The organism is Bifidobacterium ruminantium DSM 6489 (assembly GCF_000770925.1).
GTDB classification, from domain to species: Bacteria; Actinomycetota; Actinomycetes; order Actinomycetales; family Bifidobacteriaceae; genus Bifidobacterium; species Bifidobacterium ruminantium.
On record NZ_JDTK01000001.1, the window covers coordinates 121,084 to 141,247 of the forward strand.

At 60.0% G+C, this 20,164-nt stretch carries 16 protein-coding genes; 15 read left to right on the forward strand and 1 reads right to left on the reverse strand.

The window, feature by feature from the left end; genetic code table 11:
• Window positions 1-8: 8 nt before the first annotated feature.
• From pheS to OU26_RS00610, 13 genes are all read left to right on the forward strand, one after another.
• The gene (pheS, locus tag OU26_RS00550) at window positions 9-1,076 is read left to right on the forward strand and encodes a phenylalanine--tRNA ligase subunit alpha (protein WP_026645965.1); all 1,068 of its coding nucleotides are present in this window, start codon (window positions 9-11) and stop codon (window positions 1,074-1,076) included.
• Between the two features lie 6 nt (window positions 1,077-1,082).
• The gene (gene pheT, locus OU26_RS00555) at window positions 1,083-3,692 is read left to right on the forward strand and encodes a phenylalanine--tRNA ligase subunit beta (protein WP_026645966.1); all 2,610 of its coding nucleotides are present in this window, start codon (window positions 1,083-1,085) and stop codon (window positions 3,690-3,692) included.
• Window positions 3,693-3,736: 44 nt separating this feature from the next.
• Entirely contained in the window at window positions 3,737-4,462 is a 726-nt protein-coding gene (locus tag OU26_RS00560) for a DUF4190 domain-containing protein (protein WP_026645967.1), read from the forward strand.
• A gap of 143 nt (window positions 4,463-4,605) precedes the next feature.
• Window positions 4,606-5,700, forward strand: a complete 1,095-nt coding sequence (gene argC / locus OU26_RS00565) for an N-acetyl-gamma-glutamyl-phosphate reductase (protein ID WP_026645968.1) — start codon at window positions 4,606-4,608, stop codon at window positions 5,698-5,700.
• The gene (argJ, locus tag OU26_RS00570; RefSeq protein WP_026645969.1) at window positions 5,697-6,869 is read left to right on the forward strand and encodes a bifunctional glutamate N-acetyltransferase/amino-acid acetyltransferase ArgJ; all 1,173 of its coding nucleotides are present in this window, start codon (window positions 5,697-5,699) and stop codon (window positions 6,867-6,869) included. Before argC ends, argJ begins: the two co-directional genes overlap by 4 nt.
• Window positions 6,870-6,879: 10 nt before the next feature.
• Complete coding sequence (gene argB / locus OU26_RS00575; RefSeq protein ID WP_003810291.1) at window positions 6,880-7,836, forward strand: acetylglutamate kinase; 957 nt, start codon at window positions 6,880-6,882, stop codon at window positions 7,834-7,836.
• Window positions 7,826-9,121, forward strand: coding sequence for an acetylornithine transaminase (locus OU26_RS00580; RefSeq protein ID WP_026645970.1), 1,296 nt, complete (start codon window positions 7,826-7,828; stop codon window positions 9,119-9,121). The genes argB and OU26_RS00580 overlap by 11 nt, the downstream gene beginning before the upstream one ends.
• A 36-nt stretch (window positions 9,122-9,157) precedes the next feature.
• Window positions 9,158-10,126 carry an ornithine carbamoyltransferase gene (gene argF / locus OU26_RS00585; RefSeq protein ID WP_026645971.1) on the forward strand — a complete coding sequence of 323 codons (969 nt, stop codon included), beginning with the start codon at window positions 9,158-9,160 and terminating at the stop codon, window positions 10,124-10,126.
• The gene (locus OU26_RS00590) at window positions 10,126-10,644 is read left to right on the forward strand and encodes an arginine repressor (protein ID WP_026645972.1); all 519 of its coding nucleotides are present in this window, start codon (window positions 10,126-10,128) and stop codon (window positions 10,642-10,644) included. Before argF ends, OU26_RS00590 begins: the two co-directional genes overlap by 1 nt.
• 77 nt (window positions 10,645-10,721) lie before the next feature.
• Window positions 10,722-11,978, forward strand: coding sequence for an argininosuccinate synthase (locus tag OU26_RS00595; protein ID WP_193345878.1), 1,257 nt, complete (start codon window positions 10,722-10,724; stop codon window positions 11,976-11,978).
• Window positions 11,979-12,096: 118 nt separating this feature from the next.
• Window positions 12,097-13,584: an argininosuccinate lyase gene (gene argH, locus OU26_RS00600; RefSeq protein WP_026645974.1), complete on the forward strand. Its 1,488-nt coding sequence runs from the start codon at window positions 12,097-12,099 to the stop codon at window positions 13,582-13,584.
• Between the two features lie 33 nt (window positions 13,585-13,617).
• Window positions 13,618-14,127 (forward strand): HD domain-containing protein, encoded by a 510-nt coding sequence (locus OU26_RS00605; protein ID WP_026645975.1) that lies wholly within the window; start codon window positions 13,618-13,620, stop codon window positions 14,125-14,127.
• Entirely contained in the window at window positions 14,127-14,909 is a 783-nt protein-coding gene (locus OU26_RS00610) for a putative ABC transporter permease (RefSeq protein ID WP_026645976.1), read from the forward strand. The genes OU26_RS00605 and OU26_RS00610 overlap by 1 nt, the downstream gene beginning before the upstream one ends.
• Window positions 14,910-15,002: 93 nt before the next feature.
• Here the strand turns inward: OU26_RS00610 and OU26_RS00615 are convergent, their stop codons facing one another.
• Window positions 15,003-16,793: a DUF975 family protein gene (locus OU26_RS00615; protein WP_237743773.1), complete on the reverse strand. Its 1,791-nt coding sequence runs from the start codon at window positions 16,791-16,793 to the stop codon at window positions 15,003-15,005.
• 188 nt (window positions 16,794-16,981) lie between these two features.
• On the opposite strand from OU26_RS00615, the gene tyrS reads away from it, so the two are divergent.
• Window positions 16,982-18,289 (forward strand): tyrosine--tRNA ligase, encoded by a 1,308-nt coding sequence (tyrS, locus tag OU26_RS00620; RefSeq protein WP_033498773.1) that lies wholly within the window; start codon window positions 16,982-16,984, stop codon window positions 18,287-18,289.
• A 60-nt stretch (window positions 18,290-18,349) separates the two neighbouring features.
• On the forward strand, window positions 18,350-20,158 hold the full coding sequence (locus OU26_RS00625; RefSeq protein WP_026645979.1) for a tetratricopeptide repeat protein: 1,809 nt from the start codon (window positions 18,350-18,352) through the stop codon (window positions 20,156-20,158).
• Window positions 20,159-20,164 lie beyond the last annotated feature (6 nt).

A 20,164-nucleotide genomic window follows, 5' to 3' on the forward strand; every position in this document is an offset into this window, starting at 1 on the left:
GGTATCTCGTGGCAGAAGGTGCGGTATTCGACGCCCAGGCGGTAACTGATGCGGTTGCCGAGGGCATCGCGAAAATCGAAAACGCCTCCACTATGGAGGAATTGAAAGCCATCAAGACGCAGTACGCCGGCGCGGAATCCGCGATGACGCAGGCCAGCAAGGCCATCGGCGCGTTGCCCAAGGATCAGAAGAAGGACGCCGGCAAGCTCATGGGCAAGCTGCGCGCCGATTTCGGTCGTGCGTTCGGCACCAAGGAGAAGAAGGTCAAGGCCGAGGAGGAGGCCAGGGAGCTCGCCGCCGAAACCGTCGACATGACCCTGCCTGTCAACCGCAAGCCCCTAGGTGCGCGCCATCCGCTGCCGAAGCTGATGGAAGATGTGGAGGACTTCTTCATCTCCATGGGATGGCAGATCTCGGACGGTCCTGAGGTTGAGACCGAATGGTACGACTTCGACGCGCTGAATTTCGGTCCCGACCATCCGGCCCGTCAGATGCAGGACACCTTCTACGTCAAGGGCAACCAGGCCAAGGATGCCGCTGGTTTCGTCGGATCCAACATGGTGCTGCGCACCCAGACCTCATCCGATCAGGTACGTGGTCTTATCACCCGTGGTGTGCCGCTGTACATCGCATGCCCTGGCCGCGTGTTCCGTACTGACGAGCTTGACGCTACCCACACTCCGGTGTTCCACCAGGTGGAGGCTCTCGCCGTTGACAAGCATCTGACCATGGCCGATTTGAAGGGTGTGTTGGACAAGCTCGCCGTGGCCATGTTCGGCCCGGAGGCCAAGACCCGTCTGCGCCCGAGCTACTTCCCGTTCACCGAGCCGAGCGCCGAACTCGACCTGTGGTTCCCCGACAAGAAGGGCGGCGCCGGCTGGCTCGAATGGGGCGGTTGCGGCATGGTCAACCCGAATGTGCTGAAGTCCGCCGGGCTCGACCCGGAGGTCTACACGGGCTTCGCGTTCGGCGTCGGCGTGGAGCGCACGTTGCTGCTACGCCACGACATCAACGACATGCACGACCTGGTGGAAGGCGACGTGCGATTCAGCGAACAGTTTGTGATGGGGGAGTGATTGCCCATGCCAATGGTTGACATTGATTGGCTCAAGGACCATGTCGAGGTTCCGGAAGGCCTTACGTACGAACAGCTTGCCAAGGATCTGGTGAAGGTCGGCCTTGAGGAGGAGGAGATCCATGCCTCCCAGGTCACCGGTCCAATCGTCGTCGGCTACGTGGTCGATGCGACGCCGGAACCGCAGAAGAACGGCAAGATCATCAACTGGTGCCATGTGGACGTCGGAGACCAGTACAACGAGATCGACGAGAACGGCAACAAGGTGCCGCGCGGCATCATCTGCGGCGCGCCGAACATGGCTGCCGGAGAGAAGGTCGTCGTGACGCTTCCAGGCGCCGTGTTGCCGGGCGATTTCAAGATCGAGCCGCGCAAGACCTATGGCCATATCTCCAACGGCATGTGTGCCTCCGAGCGTGAGCTCGGTCTGGGCGACAATCATGACGGCATCATTCTGCTGCGCAACTATGGTTTCACGCCGGAGGAATATGAGAAGCTCCAGCCGGGCGATGACGCCATGCATCTGCTGCACTTGGATCAGCCGTTGCTGGAGATCAATATCACCCCGGATCGCGGCTACGCATTCTCCTACCGTGGCGTGGCGCGTGAATACCATCATTCCACCGGTGCCATCTACACCGATCCCGCAATCGACCTCGGCAAAAAGGTGCCCGTCACTCAGGGTCTGCCGGAAGGTGTCAAGAGCGACATCGAAGTGATCGTCGACGACAAGAACCCGATTCACGGTGTGGTCGGCTGCGATCGCTACTACGCGCGCGCCGTGCGTGGTTTCGACCCGGCAAGCCGCACGCCGAACTGGATGCGTCGCCGCCTAATCCGCGCAGGCATGCGCTCCATCTCACTGGCCGTGGACGTCACCAATTACGTGATGCTTGATCTTGGCCAGCCGATGCACGCCTATGATCTCGACAAGATTGAAGGACCCATCGTCGTGCGTCGTGCCAACGAAGGTGAGAAACTCACCACACTTGACGGCAAGGATCATGATCTGAGCGTCGAAGACCTGCTGATCACCGATTCGCCGAACGGGGAACGCGGTTCTCGCGTTCTTGGCATCGCCGGCGTCATGGGTGGTCTGTATGGAGAAGTCACCGCAGAGACCAAGAACATCCTGCTGGAATCCGCGCATTTCGATCCGGTGTCGATCGCGCGTTCCGCACGCCGCCACAAGATTCCGTCCGAAGCGTCCCGCCGTTTCGAACGCGGCGTGGACAACCAGCTCCAACCGGCAGCTGCCCAGATGGCGGCCGAACTCATGGTCAAGTACGGCAATGGTGAGCCGAGCGAGCATCCGACAGACTACGACACCGTCGGCAATCGTCGCCCGATTCTGTTCAAGGCGTCCGAAGTGGCCCGTGTGGCGGGACTCGACACTGATGTGAATACCATCAGCGACATTCTCACCGACATTGGATGCACCGTGGCCGGTGGCGGCAACGGCGAGTTCTCCGTGACTCCGCCGAGCTGGCGTCCGGATCTCAACGAGCCGTGCGACCTGGTCGAGGAAGTGGCTCGTTTGGTCGGCTACGACGAGATTCCTGTTACCGTGCCGCCGGCGCCGGTCGAAGGCAAGGTGGGATTGACTCCCGAGCAGCTGCGTAAACGTCAGGTCGCCGACGAACTCGCCGAATACGGCATGGTGGAGACCCTGAGCTATCCGTTTGTGGGAGATGAGGATTACAAGAATTTCGCGCTTGATGCCGATGAGACCAAGAAGGTCAGCGTCGAAATCGCGAACCCTCTGGCCGGTGACCGTCCGTTCCTGCGTCGTGACATCATCCCGACACTCGCCCAGACCGTGCAGCGTAACCTGCGTCGTGGAGCGGAGAATGTGTCACTGTACGAAATCGGACACGTCTACCTGTGGGATCCGAACGCTCCGGCGATTCCGGCATTGCCGGGTGCCGTCAAGCCGACCGACGAGCAGTTGGCCGCGCTTGACGCAGGTCTGCCGGACCAGCCGATGCACGTCGCCGGCATTCTGACCGGCAACGCCGTCGACTCCGGATGGTTGGGCGAACGTCGTGCCGTGGACTGGTCTGATGCAGTTGAAGCCGTGCAGCGTATTTCCGACCGCATTGGCGCAAAGCTCACGTTGGACCAGCCGAAGGCTGAGGACGTACCCGCGCAGTGGCATCCGGGCCGTGCGGCACGTGTGATGGCAGGTGACACGTTCGTCGGCATGGTCGGCGAGCTTCACCCGCATGTCAACGAAGCGTTGGGCTTCCCGGCCCATTCCGCCGCGTTCGAACTGAACCTGACCGCGCTGTTCGCCACGTTGAGCGGCAAGCCGGTGCAGGCCAAGCCGATTTCCACCTTCCCGCCGGTCAAGCAGGATCTGGCCTTCACCGTGTCTACGGACGTCACCGCCGCCGAACTCGAGAAAACCATCGTCGAAGCCGCCGGCAACAGCCTGGAAAGCATCGACCTGTTCGACGTGTACACCGGTGATCAGCTGGGTGAGGGATTGAATTCCCTCGCATACGCCGTCACGTTCCGCGCTGAGGACAAGACGCTGACCTCCGAGGACAGCGAAGCCATTCGCAAGCGCATCGTGGATGCGGCCGCGAAGCTGGGCGCGCAACTGCGTGCCTGACACGTCAAGTCCATCGAAGTAACCAAAAAGATAAAGAGGACGACATGAACGAACCGGAGCAGAACCAGCCGATCAACCCCGACGAAGGGCAGGAGGCAGCCGGGGCTGCTCCGGTTTCGTCGTCTTCGTCGTCGGACCAGTCGGCACAGCCGGAATTCGGACAGTACAACCAGCCTGAATATGGCGCGATGTCCAACCAGTATCCGGCGAACTACAATCCATACATGTATGGGGCTCCCGAACAGCCCAAGCCGGAGGACGATGCACAACAAACGGAGCAGCGGCCGCAGACGAATCCGTATATGCAGAACGGGTATCCGGCGAATCCATATGATGCATCGGGACGGCAGCAATCAGGCCAGCCCAATGGCTATCAGTATGGACCAAATCAATACGGGCCAAGCCAGTATGGGCCGAATCCATACCAACAGCCCGGCATATATCCCATCAACCCGAATGATCCCAGCCAGAACCCCCTGTACGGCCATTGGGATAGCTATGCGATCATCTCGTTCGTGTTCGCACTATTCCTGCCGGTACCGGTCATCCCTGCGGTGATGGGCGCCATCGCCATGTGGCGTACCAAAAAACTGCATATGAAAGGCTACGCGCTTGGCGTGGCAGCGCTGATTATCAACGTGCTGTACACCATTGCGGTGATTTGGATGACGGTTCACGGCATTTCCACAGCCGATTTGTATAACCAGATGATGCAGTACATGTTCGGTGGCAGTGGCCAAAGTGGTGATTCCAGCTCGATTTCCGCCTGAAACCAATCTTTTTATGTTCGTCTGAACGGTCCCGTTATGGGCGGTGGCCACTATCCGACACGATTGAACTGCATAATTATGCAATGTAGTGCATAAAGTGTATGCTGAATGTGTTTCAACGAGTCAAGGAAAAGAGACGTGACATGGCCAAATACACGGTAGCCGTGGCCGGCGCGACTGGATACGCGGGTGGTGAGGCGTTGCGCATACTCGCGGCACACCCGAATTTCGAAGTGACCTGCGTCGCCGGACATTCTTCGGTGGGAGACAAGCTTGGCAAGCATATGCCGCACATTCCGCAGTTGGCGGACCTCGTGGTCGAGGACACCACGCCGGAAGTGCTCAACGGCCATGACGTGATCATCTTGGCATTGCCTCATGGCGCTTCCGGAGCATTGGCCTCCCAGCTTGACCCGAATGCCGTGGTGGTGGATCTGGGTGCCGATCACCGCCTTGAGGAGAAGAGCGCGTGGGACGCGTTCTACGGCGGTGACTTCTACCAGCATTGGACCTACGGCATGCCGGAACTCATCACCGGCGTCGCGGCTGACGGCTCCTACAGCCGTCAGCGTGAAGCGCTTCCCGGCACCAAGCGCATTGCGGGACCGGGCTGCAACGTCACTGCGACCACGCTGGCTTTGCAACCGGGCATTGCGCAGGGTCTTGTCGAATCGAAAGACATCGTGGCTGATTTGGTGGTCGGTTATTCCGGCGCCGGCAAGAACCTCAAGCGCACCAATCTGCTTGCGGCTGAGGCGTTCGGCTCCGCACTGCCGTATTCGGTAGGCGGTACGCACCGCCACATTCCGGAGATCCTGCAGAACTTCGCGCACGCGGCCGGCAAGAGTGCTGCGGAGGCAGACGATTACACCCTCGCCTTCACGCCGATTCTCGCGCCGATGGCGCGCGGCATTCTCGCCACCGTTTCCGCCAAACTCACCGACAAAGCGCTTGGCATGACGGATGCCGAGATCCGCCAGGTCTGGCTGGACGCATACGAAGGCCAGGATTTCATGGTGGTGCTGCCTGAAGGCGTGATGCCGGCCACCGCCAACATCATCGGTTCTAACGCGGCCCACATTCAAGTGGTCGTCGACCATCATGCCGGCCGCCTGCTGGCATTCGCGGCCATCGACAACCTCAACCGAGGCACCGCCGGGCAGGCCGTGCAATCGTTGAATGTGGCATTGGGACTTCCTGAGGATGCAGGATTGACGAAGATTGGAGTAGCACCGTGAGCGTAACGTTCGCACAAGGTTTTTCCGCGGCTGGAGTTTCGGCCGGTATTTCCGCGGTCGCAGGCAAGAAGGATCTGGCTCTCGTGGTCAACAATGGACCGCTTGACGCCGCCGCAGGCGTGTTCACTTCGAACCGCTTCTGCGCGGCTCCGGTGCAGTGGTCGCGTTCAGTCGTGGCCGACGGCCATGTGAAGGCCGTGATTCTGAACTCCGGCGGCGCCAACGCATGCACCGGCAAGCCAGGATACGAGCAGTCCAAGGCCACCGCTGAAAAGGTCGCCGGCCTCATCGGCGCCAAAGCCGAAGACGTGGCCGTATGTTCCACTGGTCTCATCGGCGAATTGCTGCCGCTCGACAACGTGCTGTCCGGCGCGGACAAGGCATTTGAAACCCTTGCCGATACCGCCGAAGCCGGAGCCGATGCGTCGCACGCCATCATGACCACCGACACCAAGCCGAAAACCGTCGAGCTGGAAGGTTCCAACGGCTTCCGTATCGGTGGCATGGTCAAGGGTTCCGGCATGATCGCCCCGCAGCTGGCCACCATGCTGTGCGTCATCACCACCGATGCCGTCGTGACCGCCGGACAGCTTCAAGCCGCCTTGAACGCCGGAGTCGAAATGTCGTTCAACCGCATCGACGTGGACGGCTGCATGTCCACCAACGACACCGTGCTGCTGCTGGCTTCCGGCGCGTCCGGCATCGAACCGGAACCGGACGAGTTCAACGAGCTCGTGGCCAAGGCCACCGCCTCGCTCGCTCGCCAGATCATCGGCGACGGCGAAGGCGCAAGCCATGGCATCCGTGTCAAAGTTACCGGCGCGACCACCGAAGAAGCCGCTCTGGCATGCGGCCGCGCGGTCGCAGCGTCCAATCTGCTCAAATGCGCCATCTCCGGCAACGATCCGAACTGGGGCCGCATCGTCAGCTCCCTCGGCACCGTGCCGCCCGACGTCGCACCATACGATTCCGAAAAGGTCACGGTGGACGTTAACGGCGTACGCATCTGCGAAAACGGCGGAGCCGGACGCGACCGCTCCGAAGTGGACATGACCCCACGCGAGGTGCACATCGACATCGACCTGAACGCCGGAGACGCCGAAGCGACTGTCTGGACTGACGATCTGACCCACGAATACGTACACATCAACGCTGACTACGAAAGCTGATCGAATAGGAATGGCCAAAGAACTCAAAGGACCCGGATTCCATTTCGACGTGCACACCGACCTGCGCGCCGACCAGAAAGCGGAAGTGCTTATCGAAGCGCTGCCGTGGCTGGAGGAATTCGCCGGACAGCGCATCGTCATCAAATATGGCGGCAACGCGATGATCGACGATCATCTGAAAGCCTGCTTCGCCGAAGACATGGTGTTCCTGCGCCAGGTGGGACTGCACCCGGTCGTGGTGCACGGTGGCGGTCCGCAGATATCCCAAATGCTTAAGGCCCTGGGTATCAAGTCCGAATTCAAGGGCGGCCTGCGTGTCACCACTCCGGAAGCCATGGATGTGGTCCGCATGGTGCTGACCGGCAAGGTGTCCCGTGAACTCGTTGGCCTGATCAACGCGCACGGTCCATTCGCGGTCGGCCTGTCCGGCGAGGACGGCGCCCTGTTCTCGGCCATGCAGCGCAAACCGGTCATTGACGGCAAGCCCACCGATATCGGCTTGGTCGGCGACGTGGTGAGCGTCGACGCGTCCGCCGTGGAGGATCTAATCAACGCCGGACGTATTCCGGTGGTTTCCTCCGTGGCTCCGAATGAAGACGATGCCACTGAAGTGCTCAACGTGAACGCCGACTCCGCCGCGGCCGCCCTTGCCGCGGCCCTTGGAGCCAGCAAGCTGGTCGTGTTGACCGACGTCGACGGTCTGTATGCCGATTGGCCGGACCGTGACTCCCTGATTGGCCGCATCGGCGTGGAGAATCTGCGCGATATGCTCCCCGACCTAGAAAGCGGCATGCGGCCGAAGATGGAAGCCTGCGTGCGCGCCATCGACGGCGGCGTGCCACGTGCCCACATCATCGACGGGCGCAAGCCGCATTCCATCCTGAACGAGATTTTCACCACCGACGGCATCGGCACCATGGTCGTGCCCGAGGACGGTATCGAAATGAGGAGTTCCTATGGCAACTGAACAATTGGAAACGCTTGGTTCCGAAGATTCCAAGTGGTTGGGGGAGTACTCCCAGGTGCATATGAACGTGTTCGGCACGCCCCTGCGTGTGATGGATCACGGCAAGGGTGCCCACATCTGGGACGTCGACGGCAATGAATACCTCGACTTCCTTGCCGGTATCGCAGTCAACGCGCTCGGCTACGCCCACCCGAAGTGGGTGAAGGCCGTCAGTGAGCAGGCCGCCAAAGCGGCCCATGTAAGCAATTACTTCGCTACCGAGCCGCAGATCAAGCTTGCCGCCAAACTCGTCAAATTGGCCGGGGCTCCGGAAGGATCCCGCGTCTACTTCGGCAATTCCGGAGCGGAAGGCAACGAAGCAGCGCTGAAACTTGCCAAACTCTACGGGCGCACCCTTCCGGGCGCGTCACCCGAGATCGGCGGCAAACCGGCACGTATCATCTCCATGACCCACGGATTCCACGGACGTACCATGGGAGCGTTGTCCGCTACCTGGAAACCCGCCATCCGCGAGCGGTTCGAGCCGCTGGTGCCGAATTTCGAATTCGTCGAGGCCGGGGACATTCAGGCTCTACACGATGCTTTCGCCGAAACCGGCCAAGGCAAGTATGGCAAGGGTCCGGTCGCCGCCGTCATCATGGAGCTCATCCAAGGCGAGGCCGGTGTGATGCCGCTCGGCGCGGACTATGTGAAAGCGGCCCGCAAACTGTGCGATGAGAACAAGGCGCTGCTCATCATCGACGAGGTCCAGACCGGCATCGGTCGCACCGGTTCATGGTTCGCGTTCCAGCGTGAGGATCTTTCCGGCGGCGTAACGCCGGACATCATCACCTTCGCCAAGGGCGTCGGTGGTGGTTTCCCGATGGGTGGCATGATCTCCTTCGGCGCCGAACTGTCCGCGCTGTTCACCCCGGGTTCCCACGGCTCCACTTTCGCAGGCAATCCGCTGGGCGCCTCCGCCGCGTTGGCCACATTGGACGTCATCGAGGAGGAAGGCCTTGTGGCCAACGCCGAGGCGCGTGGCGAACAACTGCGCGACGGCATCGCCTCCTGTGGCAATCCGCTGTTCGCCTCCGTCCGTGGTCGCGGACTGCTCGACGCCGTGGAGCTTGCGCACCCGTGTTCACACGCGGCCATGAACTGGGCTTTGGAGCATGGTCTCATCGTCAACGCCGTCGCGCCGAACGCATTGCGTCTCGCAGCACCGCTGATCGTCACTGAGCAGGACGTTGACCAGGCGGTGTCCATCCTTGCCAGTATTCCGGCCGACCTGCCCAACGACTGACATCGGCCACAACCATTTATCGAAAGGAGCCTTTCCATGGCAACACCCGAACTGCGCCACATGCTGCGCGACGATGATCTGAACCATGAGGAGCAGAAGCAGGTACTTGAACTCGCCATCAAGTTCCATAAGGATCGCTTCTACCATCAGCCGTTCGCCGGACCACAGGGCATCGCGGTGATTTTCGACAAGCCGAGCACCCGCACCCGCTCCAGCTTCTCCATCGGCGTGGCCGAACTCGGCGGCTATCCGCTGGTGATCGACAAGTCCGGATCCCAGCTGGGCCGCGGCGAGCCAGTCGCCGACACCGCCCGCGTGCTCGACCGTATGTCGTACGGCGTGGTGTGGCGCACCTTCGGCCAGGACCGTGTGGAGGAGATGGCTAAGTACAGCACTCATCCCGTGGTCAACGCGCTGACCGACGAGTTCCATCCCTGCCAGATCCTCGCCGACTTCCAGACCATCGCCGAACATCGCGGCGGTGTAGACAACCTGAAGAACCAGACCATAGCCTATCTAGGTGATGCCGCCAACAACATGGCGAACTCGTACCTTCTGGGAGGCGCCGTCGCTGGTATGAACGTGCGCGTGGCCGGTCCATACGGCTACCTGCCCGATCCGCAGATCGTGGCTGATGCTGAGGCCATCGCCGCCGAGAACGGTGGATCCATCCTGGTCACCACCGATCCGAAGGAGGCTGTTGCCGACGCCGACTGTGTGTTCACCGACACGTGGGTCTCCATGGGTGAGGAAGCGGAATACGCCATCCGTTCGAAGCCGTTCTGGGATTACCAGGTGAACGCCGATCTTATGGCTCAGGCCAAGGATGACGCCATCTTCCAGCATTGCCTGCCGGCGTACCGCGGCAAGGAAGTCACCGCCGAGGTCATCGATGGACCGCAGTCCGTGGTCTGGGACGAGGCCGGCAACCGTCTACACGCGCAGAAGGCATTGCTCACTTGGCTTGCCGGCAAGGCTCGTGGCGACGAAAGCCTCCTGGTCTGATGAATGATCGTACCCCCGCACTGCAGCGTCCTGCTTCACGGACCGCTCGGCTGAGTGCCATTGAGCAGGCGCTGCTGACGCGTATTGTCACCTCCCAATCGCAGTTGTCGCAGATTCTCGCCGACCAGGGCATCGAGGTGACGCAGGCCACGCTGAGCCGTGACCTCGATGAGATCCACGCCACGAAAACCCGTCTTGCCGACGGAACTGTGGCCTACGCCGTTGGCAAGACGGGAGTCGAGGATCACCCAGCGGCCAATCCTGACGGCAAGGCGGAGCAGCAGATCGGTCGCGTACTGTCCGGATTGGTCACTTCGGTGGCTGCCGCACGCAATCTGGTGGTGGTGCACACGCCATCGGGCGCCGCGCAATACGTGGCGAGCGTCATAGACAAGCAGCCCGTTGAGGGAGTGCTCGGCACCATAGCCGGCGACGACACCGTCATGGTGATTTGCGCCGATGACGATACCGCGGGGCGCCGCGCGCAATGGCTGCTCGATGTGGCTTCCAAATCGTAGATAACCATATACTGGACACGACGCACCAAAGATGCATAAATATACAGTGTTATGCATATACTGATGAATAACATTGGATGTTAGAAAGGGAAACCATGAGCGATCAGAATCGTCTCGTCCTGGCGTACTCCGGTGGTCTTGACACCTCCGTCGCCATTTCATATCTGAAGGAACGCACCGGCAAGGATGTCGTGGCGGTGTCCCTCGATGTCGGCCAGGGTGGCGAAAGCCTTGAAACCATCAAGCAGCGCGCTCTGGATTGCGGCGCCGTCGAGGCGTATGTCGTCGACGCCCGTGATGAGTTCGCCAACGAATACTGCATGAAGGCTCTGAAGGCCAACGCCATGTACGAAGGCGTGTATCCGCTGGTTTCCGCCATTTCCCGTCCGCTGATTTCCAAGCATCTGGTGCGCGCCGCCCACCAGTTCGGCGCGGACACCATCTCCCACGGCTGCACCGGCAAGGGCAACGATCAGGTGCGTTTCGAGGTTTCCATCGCCTCCATCGATCCGACGTTGAAGGCCATCAGCCCGATCCGTGACCTGTCCTTGACCCGTGATGTGGAAATCGCGTTCGCCAAGGAGCACAAGCTGCCGATCGTGCAGACCGAGAAGAGCCCCTTCTCCATCGACCAGAACGTGTGGGGCCGCGCCATTGAGACCGGCTTCCTTGAGGATCCGTGGAACGGTCCGACCAAGGATTGCTATTCCTACACCGACGATCCGGCGTTCCCGCCGGTCGAGGATGAGGTCGTCATCGAATTCAAGCAGGGTGTGCCGGTCAAGATCGACGGTCACGACGTCACCCCATTGCAGGCCATCGAGGAGATGAACCGTCGTGCCGGTGCCCAGGGCATTGGCCGCATCGACCTGATCGAAGACCGTCTGGTCGGCATCAAGTCCCGCGAACTGTACGAAGCGCCAGGCGCGGTGGCCCTGATCACGGCCCACCAGGAGCTTGAGAACTGCTGTCTGGAACGCGAGCAGCACCGCATCAAGCGCGACATCGACAAGCGTTGGGCCGAGCTGGTTTACGACGCGCAGTGGTTCTCTCCGGCCACCCAGTCCCTGAACGCCTTCATCGAGGACACCCAGAAGTACGTGTCCGGCGAGATCCGCATGATTCTGCACGGCGGCCGCGCTGTCGTGACCGGACGTCGTTCCGACAGCTCGCTGTACGATTACAGCCTGGCCACTTATGATTCCGGTGACAGCTTCGACCAGAAGTCCTCCAATGGCTTCATCGACATCTATGGCCTGCCGAGCCGCGTGGCGGCTGCCCGCGATGTCAAGTTCGGCAACGGCATCGAGGTTCCGGAGAATAGCGTCGAGTGACGATACGTCGGCGATTATGCCGTGAATCGTCCTGATAATGGGGGAGAGCGTACCGGTGGGACCATCCTGACTGGTATGCTCTCCCTCAGTCATGTCCGCAAGGAGATTTGGAAGAACAATGACCGAGAGCACTACCAATGGTGAGCACCTCGCCCTGTGGGGCGGCCGTTTCAAGTCCGGCCCGTCACCGGAGCTTGCCCGCCTGAGCAAATCCACCCAGTTCGATTGGCGTCTCGCCGATGACGACATCGCAGGTTCACGCGCCCACGCCCGCGCGCTCGGCCGCGCCGGTCTGCTCACCGCCGATGAACTGCAGCGTATGGAGGATGCCCTTGACGAGCTGCAGCGCCGTGTTGATTCCGGTGCCTTCACCCCGATCGAGGACGATGAGGACGAGGCTACCGCGCTTGAACGTGGCCTGTTGCAGATTGCGGGAGACGAACTCGGAGGCAAGCTGCGCGCAGGCCGTTCCCGCAACGACCAGATTGCCGCGCTTATCCGCATGTGGCTTCGCCGCCATAGCAGAATCATCGCGAAGATGCTGCTTGGTCTTGCGTCCACGTTGATTGAGCAGGCCGAAAAGGCCGGACGCACCGTCATGCCGGGTCGCACGCATATGCAGCATGCGCAGCCGGTGCTGCTCGCCCACCAGCTCATGGCCCATGTTTGGCCGTTGCTGCGCGATGTGGAGCGTCTTTCTGATTGGGACAAGCGCATCGACGCCAGCCCGTATGGTTCCGGCGCTCTCGCTGGCAACACTCTTGGTCTCGAACCGGTGGCCGTGGCTCGCGAATTGGGCTTCTCCAAGGTGACCGCCAACTCCATCGACGGCACCGCCAGCCGTGACTTGGTCGCGGAATTCTCGTTCATCGCCGCCATGACCGGCGTGGATCTGAGCCGTTTGTCCGAAGAGATCATCATCTGGAACACGCAGGAATTTGCCTTCGTGCGTCTCGATGACGCCTATTCCACCGGCTCGTCCATCATGCCGCAGAAGAAGAATCCGGATATCGCCGAGCTTGCGCGAGGCAAGTCAGGTCGCCTTATCGGCGACCTGACGGGACTGCTTACCACGCTCAAGGGGCTTCCGACCGCGTACGCCCGTGACCTTCAGGAGGACAAGGAGGCGGTCTTCGACCAAGTGGACACGCTTGAGGTGCTGTTGCCGGCGTTCACTGGAATGGTCGGAACCATGGTCTTCGACAAGGAACGTCTCGAGGCCGAAGCTCCGACCGGCTTCGCTCTCGCCACCGACATCGCCGAATGGCTTGTCAAGAACGGCGTGCCGTTCCGTCATGCGCATGAGCTTTCCGGCGCGTGCGTGAAAATCGCCGAGGACCGTGGTCAGGAGCTATGGGATTTGACGGATGAGAACTTCATCTCCGTATTCAAGGACTTCCTGCCTGCGGAAAAGGCCCCGCAGGTACGCGAGGTGCTGTCCACCGAAGGATCCGTCTCAGCACGTAATGGCAAGGGCGGCACTTCGCCGCTGCGTGTGCGCGAGCAGATTGCCGCCGCCAAATCCACCATCGAACAGTTGAGGACCTTCGCCAATTCCATCAGCGACGGCCCGGCATACAAGACGCCGGAATCACTGCTCAAGTAGGAACACACTGACGATCAAGAAGGCAAAGCGGTGCTGCTGACACGCGTGCAGATACGACGACTGGTCCATGTACATGGACGGGAGATCCTGGAACATGAGCATATGCAGATCGAACGGACCTGCTACCAGCATGGCGTGGTCACCACGTTCGCTCATTCCATCCGCGTGGCATGCCTGGCCGTATGGTTGGCCGACAGATTGCACCTATGGCATCGTGTCGACCTGCATTCGCTGATTCGCGCCGCTTTGCTCCACGATTACTTCCTGTATGATTGGCACGATTGGGATGAAGGGTCCCATCGACTGCATGGCTTCACCCATGGCAGCACAGCCATGCGCAACGCCGTCCACGATTTCAAACTCAATCGAATCGAACGCGACAGCATCATGAACCATATGTTCCCGTTGACGCCGTGCCCACCGAAATACATCGAGGGATATCTGGTGACCGCCGCGGATAAGATCAGCGCCACCCAAGAAACGCTTTCCTTCGACCGATTCGACAAGACATTGCGCAAACCGGATCATGGAAGGCGCCGTTGATGACATTCACTCTCGAACGACTTTTTCTATGGTTTCTTCTGTATTCGTTCATCGGCTGGGTATATGAATCGATTCTCGTATCCATTTCAGAGCGCCAGCCGGTCAACCGCGGTTTCCTTAATGGTCCTATTTGCCCGATCTATGGTTGCGGAGCCGTCCTTGCGATCGTGCTGCTGCACGATTTCACGAATCCGATTCTGATTTTTCTGATATCCTCATTCGGCGCAAGCGTCCTTGAATATGTCACCTCTTGGGGAATGGAGAAACTGTTCCACGCGCGATGGTGGGACTACAGCCATTTCCGATTCAACATTCAAGGCAGGATCTGCCTGCTCGGCGCCATCGTATTCGGCTTCGGAGGCGTGGCCATCATCGATCTGGTCCAGCCGCAGGTGGAACGTCTCACCGCCATGATCCCTCCAATCGCCATGCATGTGATGTGTGTGGTCTGCGCCGTGGCCGTCCTCGCCGACACCATCGTCACCGTGCTTGGCGTCATCGACCTGTCGGACAATCTCGCCAAGTTCAGCGAGACCGTGCAGACCTATGCGGAGAAGGCCGGCGACTCCTGGCAGTGGGGCAGGGAAGCGTTCCGCGACAAAATGCATGATTTCTCGACGTCATCGCAGGAAATCGCGGCCAATGTGCAAAGGCTTACCTCGTCCGTGCTGAACAGGCAGCAGCGCCGAATGATCAACGCCTTCCCCCGTATGCGTTCCACAGAGTCCACCAAGTACAGCAAAATCATCGAGACCGTACGCGAAATGCTGCGCCGCAAGTAATCGTCCGAAACGAAACGGGCTCGTTAACGCATTCGCCCGCTGAAAACCATCAGCGGGCGAATGCGTTATATGCGGCACGTGAACCAGACCCGGTCACGATATCTGCGAGGTGTCCGAACCTTTGTAATCAGTGATGCCGGCGCCGATATTCGGATGCTGTGCGGAATACACCTGATCGGCGCAGTAGAGCACCAGCAGCACTGCAGCTACGGCAGCAAGTTTCCTGACATCGAGACGGTTGAGCAGATTGTCCAAAGCCGGCGCCAACAGATAGACGAGCGCCAAGCCTCCGAGACCGAAGGTCAGCAGACCTTCGGCGCAGATACGTCCGTTGAGATTAAGAAAATAGCCGGTGTAATCCCACCAGCGTTGTCCATTATGGGTCTGTTCCAGATACCAGGACGAGAAGTACTCCAAGCCCCCGCACAAAACCATGGCGGCAAGGAACTCGAGCGCTGGCTTCTCGCGGAGTTTTTTGAGCAGCACCAGGATGATCACGCCACCAGTACCGTAGATCGGCAGCCATGGACCATGCAACGTACCGCGGTTGACGAACATACCTTCGGAGATGAACGCGAGGCTTACCTCCCAAATCCAGCCGACGAAGCAGAAAATGAAGAACATCATAACCAGATTGACCAGAGAATAGCTTCGACTGGAACGAACGGTCCTGGATTCCCGGAACCGGTATGCCATCGGCGCCGGAGCGAGCCTACCTGGATAAACATCACCGTTGAGCACGTCCTTGCCGATCTGCAGCTGCAACGAATCCTCTCGATACTCCTCGTACCGGTTCACGGACGTCGCATGCAGGATACGGATGCCAAGCCATTCCGACAGGAAACCGGCCAGCCCCTGGGGCTTCGGCGCCGGAGCGAGCCGGCTTTCGAGATCATTGACGGCTTTCGCCACGTCCGCATAGACGTTGCGGACCGTTTCCGGATCCGCCTTGGCATACAGGCACTCATCGCAAAGCAGATCGGCGCCATCGAGATTGGCCTGTTTCGCCAAAGCCCGCACATACACGTAGTATTCGGCGAAGAACGCCGCATTGTACCCATTGGAATAGAAGATGCCGCTCAGACCGAGAGTGATCGAATCAAGCAGGAACCATCCGATGAATGTCAGGTCGGCCACGAAGCATTCCCACTTGTGCCCCTTCATCATGCGCCTCGACAGGTTGATGGCGTCCAATGCGCCGATATTCGGGTTCTCGGCGACGATGTAGGGAACCATACGATAGGAATAGCTCTTGATGAATCCTCCGATTATGGTGAGCGACCAGAGGAACATGAACGCGGAGGTCACGAACATGATCCATGCCATGCGGAACCATTTGCGGGTGTGGATCGGGTACAGGAACCGGCTTGCCGGAAGCTTTCTGTAGGAGCGGCCCTCCAACAGCATTCGGCACATGACGATTTTGTATGTTTGCCTGATGAACAGCCATACGAATATGTAGACGATCATGGCCAATACGACCGGGACGACCACCGCCGCGCCTCCGTTGTACACGACGGTATTGACCGCATCGAAGATGGATATGATAACCGATCCGGATGAGAAGGAGTTGATGAGCGTGGCGAGCACGCCCCGCTTGCGTCCGAAAACGGCGTTGGTGTCGTTTCTGACGATTTGCTCCTCGTTGTGCTTGGCTTGTTTGCGTGCCGTCACCTCATTGCCGACGACAAGCTCGCCCAATATGTCTGTCAGACCGGAGGACCGTGCCGTTCCCTGCGATGTCTGGACGGTGTCCGTCGGAGCGGCGAGATCCAGCGACCATGTCGATGAGGTGTAGTCCACGCCGAACACCGATGCGAACAGGCAAATCACGACGATCATCCAATAATGTTTTTTGAAAGCCGACTTTGCTTTCACTTTCATGGATTTGCGGTCCATATCCTGTCCCTTCTCCTCAATAACGAGACATTTGTCTTCAACTTTACCGGCATATGACTCGGCTGACATACCTGCACGGGAATGACTGGACGTTGGCTGTCTGTATCTTCTGCGAAACTGTAGGATGCGTAAAACGCGGTAATGTCCACAATTCGATAGGGAGAAACACTGTTATGGCTCACGTCATCGATTTCAAGGAGGCCGGATTCGACTCCGTCCTCGATGAACTGGAATGGCGCGGGTTGATTTCCCAGTCCACCGACAGGGATCGACTCGCCAAAGCGTTGAACGGAGAGCCCATCACTTATTATTGCGGTTTCGATCCGACCGCGGCCTCCCTGCATATCGGCAACCTTGTGCAGCTCATTAACATGCGCCATCTGCAGGCGGCCGGACACCATCCGATCGCGCTGGTCGGTGGAGCCACCGGTCTGATTGGAGACCCCCGCCAGTCAGGCGAGCGCACGCTGAATCCGAAGGACGTTGTGGCCGGTTGGGCCGACCGTCTGAAAAAGCAGATCGGCGGCATCCTCGAGACCGGGGGCAGCAATCCGGTGCGTTTCGTGTCCAACTACGATTGGACCGCGCAGATGAGCGTCATCGACTTCCTGCGTGACGTCGGCAAGAACTTCCGCATGGGCACCATGCTGGCCAAGGACACCGTGGCTCGCCGCCTGAAGTCCGAGGAAGGCATCTCCTTCACCGAATTCAGCTATCAGGTGCTGCAGGGCAATGATTTCCTGCACCTGTTCGATGAATACCATTGCACGCTGGAGATCGGCGGTTCCGACCAGTGGGGCAACCTCACCTCCGGACTTGACTTGATTCATAAGGTTCGTGGCGTGGACGTGAACGTGTTTACCAGCCCGATTATCACCGATGCCCAAGGCAAGAAGTTCGGTAAATCCGAAGGCAACGCCGTGTGGTTGGACGGCACCATGTTGAGTCCGTACAAGTTCTACCAGTTCTGGTTCAATCGTCCCGACAGCGAGATGGAGAATCTGCTCAAGGCGTTCACCTTCCTGCCGAAGGCCGAGATCGAACGTCTTGTCGAGGAGAGTAAGACCAATCCGGGCGCGCGTGAGGCGCAGCGTACCCTCGCATGGGAGGTCACCAGTTTCGTGCACGGTGAGGAGGCCACCCGCCAGGCGATTGCGGCGGCCGGTGCGTTATTCGGCCGGGGTGGCGACTTGGCCGATATCGACGAGTCCACGCTCGAGGCGGCCATCGACGGCATGAAGGTCGATGGCGAATTCGCCAGGGTCACCGCCGGCGACCGTGTGGCTGAAGCAGGTATGAAGGCCGGACTGTTCAAGTCGATCTCCGAAGCCCGCAAGACCATCAAATCCGGTGGCGTGTACCTCAACAATTCGCGTGTCACGGACGAGGAACAGATCTTGCAGGATGGAGATTTCCTGCATGGTCGTTTCGCGCTCATCCGTCGTGGTAAGAAGGCGCTTGGCGTCGTCGAAAACGCCTGAGCTGCGCAAAATAATCGTAAGTAATCAATCGCAAGTATTTCAATACCAATAAGGAATAGCATGGCAGAAGAACAGCGCGGATCACGCGGCAAGTCCTACGGCAACCATAAGTCCTACGGCTCGGGCAGGCCGGGCAACCGGGGCGGCAAGGGGTTCAAGCCGCGCGGCAACGGCGGCAAGTCCTACGGACACAAGTCCGGCGGCTTCCACAACGATGACCGTAAGGGCGGATATCGCAAGGGCAATGGCGGCGGATACCGTCGTGGCGACCGCGATTTCCATCGCGACGGCGAAAGCGAAGGCCAGGAGCGTCGTTTCCACAACGGTCCGCGCAAGTTCAACCGTGATGGCGAGCGTCGTGACGACCGTCGCGGCGGCTATCGCGGCAATCGCGGCGACAATCCGCGCTACCAGCGTGATGGCGAGCGTTCCGGCTTCCGTCATAATGACCGTCGTGACGGCGATCGCAGGGATTTCCATCGTGACGACCGCCATGGTGATGGCGAGCGTCGTAATTTCCGTCATGACGGTGACCGTCGTGACTTCCGCCGTGACGATGGTGAGCGTCGTGGCGGCCGCAACTTCCACAAGGACGGCGATCGCAGAGACTTCCGCCGCGATGACCGCCGCGGGGAGCGTCGTGATGGCGAGCGTCGTGATGGTGAGCGTCGTAATTTCCGTCGTGATGATCGTCGTGACGGCGATCGCAGGGATTTCCGTCGTGACGGCCAGCGTCGCGATTCCCACAAGGACCGCGACCAGCGTACGGAAGGCACGAAGCGTCGCGAATTCACCCGTGAAGAGAAGATGGAGTACCGCGAGGCGAAGCGTGGCGAGTATCTGTCGAAGCCCCGCCGCAATTCCGACGGCACGATGAGCTTCCCCTCGCAGAACCCGTACACCCATCGTCGTCCGGGCGAGCCGAAGATGCCGAAGGGCATCGAATGGAGCATGCTGTCCAGCGATGACCGCGAGCGTCTGCGCGGATTGTCCAAGGAGCACGCGGAGAACATCGGTCTGCATATCCTCGCTGCCTACACGCTTGAGGAACGTGATCCCGAACTGGCGCTCGAACATGCCAAGTGGGTAGCGCATCAGGCTTCCCGCATCGACTTCGCACGCGAGACCCTCGCGTTCGTGGCGTACCGCCAAGGCGACTACAAGCTTGCGTTGCGTGAGTTCCGCACCGCGTTCCGTATGAACGGCTTCCCTGATTATCTGCCGTTCATCGCCGACTGCGAACGTGGCGTCGGCAATCCGAAGAAGGCCATCGAAGTGGCCATGAGCGACGATGCGAAGTATCTGCGCGGGGAATCCAAGGCTGAGATGTTCTTGGTGTACGCGGGCGCGTTGGGCGATCTCGAGATGTGGGACAAGGCCATCGAGATCGTGCACACGCTGGGACGCTCCAAGGGATTGGCCGGAGAGTACCGCATGCGTGCGGTGCAGGCCGAACAGTATTTCCTCGAGCAGGCTGGCCGTTCCGATGAGGCCGTCGCGCTCGACCAGCTGCTCGACAAGCTCGAACTGCAGTATGCCGATGCCGATGAGGACGAGACCTCCGATGATCTGGTCATCGAATACGACATGCAGGAATTGAACGACGAGCTTATGGACAAGCTCGGCATCTCCGAGGACGACGCCCAGTACGCGCCGGAAGACGAGGATGAGGATGATTCCGAGGCTGTGGACGAGAACGGCGAGACCGACGACGAGACCCAACTCGACGCCAAGGAAGCCAAGGAGGGCGCCGAATCCGACGATGAGCCGGCTGAGGACGCCGATAGGGACGCTGACGACGATTCCGAGGATGCCGTCAAGGACGACGCTTCGGAAGATGCCGACGATTCCGGTTCCGACAACGAGTGAGGTGCG

What these genes read in the sequence shown, in the direction of transcription:
- OU26_RS00625 (WP_026645979.1), top strand. Translation starts at nt 18,350, where the DNA reads ATGGCAGAAGAACAGCGCGGATCACGCGGCAAGTCCTACGGCAACCAT.
- OU26_RS00580 (WP_026645970.1), top strand. Translation starts at nt 7,826, where the DNA reads ATGGCAACTGAACAATTGGAAACGCTTGGTTCCGAAGATTCCAAGTGG.
- argF (WP_026645971.1), top strand. Translation starts at nt 9,158, where the DNA reads ATGGCAACACCCGAACTGCGCCACATGCTGCGCGACGATGATCTGAAC.
- pheT (WP_026645966.1), top strand. Translation starts at nt 1,083, where the DNA reads ATGCCAATGGTTGACATTGATTGGCTCAAGGACCATGTCGAGGTTCCG.
- argC (WP_026645968.1), top strand. Translation starts at nt 4,606, where the DNA reads ATGGCCAAATACACGGTAGCCGTGGCCGGCGCGACTGGATACGCGGGT.
- OU26_RS00615 (WP_237743773.1), bottom strand. Translation starts at nt 16,793, where the DNA reads ATGAAAGTGAAAGCAAAGTCGGCTTTCAAAAAACATTATTGGATGATC.
- argH (WP_026645974.1), top strand. Translation starts at nt 12,097, where the DNA reads ATGACCGAGAGCACTACCAATGGTGAGCACCTCGCCCTGTGGGGCGGC.
- OU26_RS00595 (WP_193345878.1), top strand. Translation starts at nt 10,722, where the DNA reads ATGTTAGAAAGGGAAACCATGAGCGATCAGAATCGTCTCGTCCTGGCG.
- OU26_RS00610 (WP_026645976.1), top strand. Translation starts at nt 14,127, where the DNA reads ATGACATTCACTCTCGAACGACTTTTTCTATGGTTTCTTCTGTATTCG.
- OU26_RS00590 (WP_026645972.1), top strand. Translation starts at nt 10,126, where the DNA reads ATGAATGATCGTACCCCCGCACTGCAGCGTCCTGCTTCACGGACCGCT.
- tyrS (WP_033498773.1), top strand. Translation starts at nt 16,982, where the DNA reads ATGGCTCACGTCATCGATTTCAAGGAGGCCGGATTCGACTCCGTCCTC.
- argB (WP_003810291.1), top strand. Translation starts at nt 6,880, where the DNA reads ATGGCCAAAGAACTCAAAGGACCCGGATTCCATTTCGACGTGCACACC.
- OU26_RS00560 (WP_026645967.1), top strand. Translation starts at nt 3,737, where the DNA reads ATGAACGAACCGGAGCAGAACCAGCCGATCAACCCCGACGAAGGGCAG.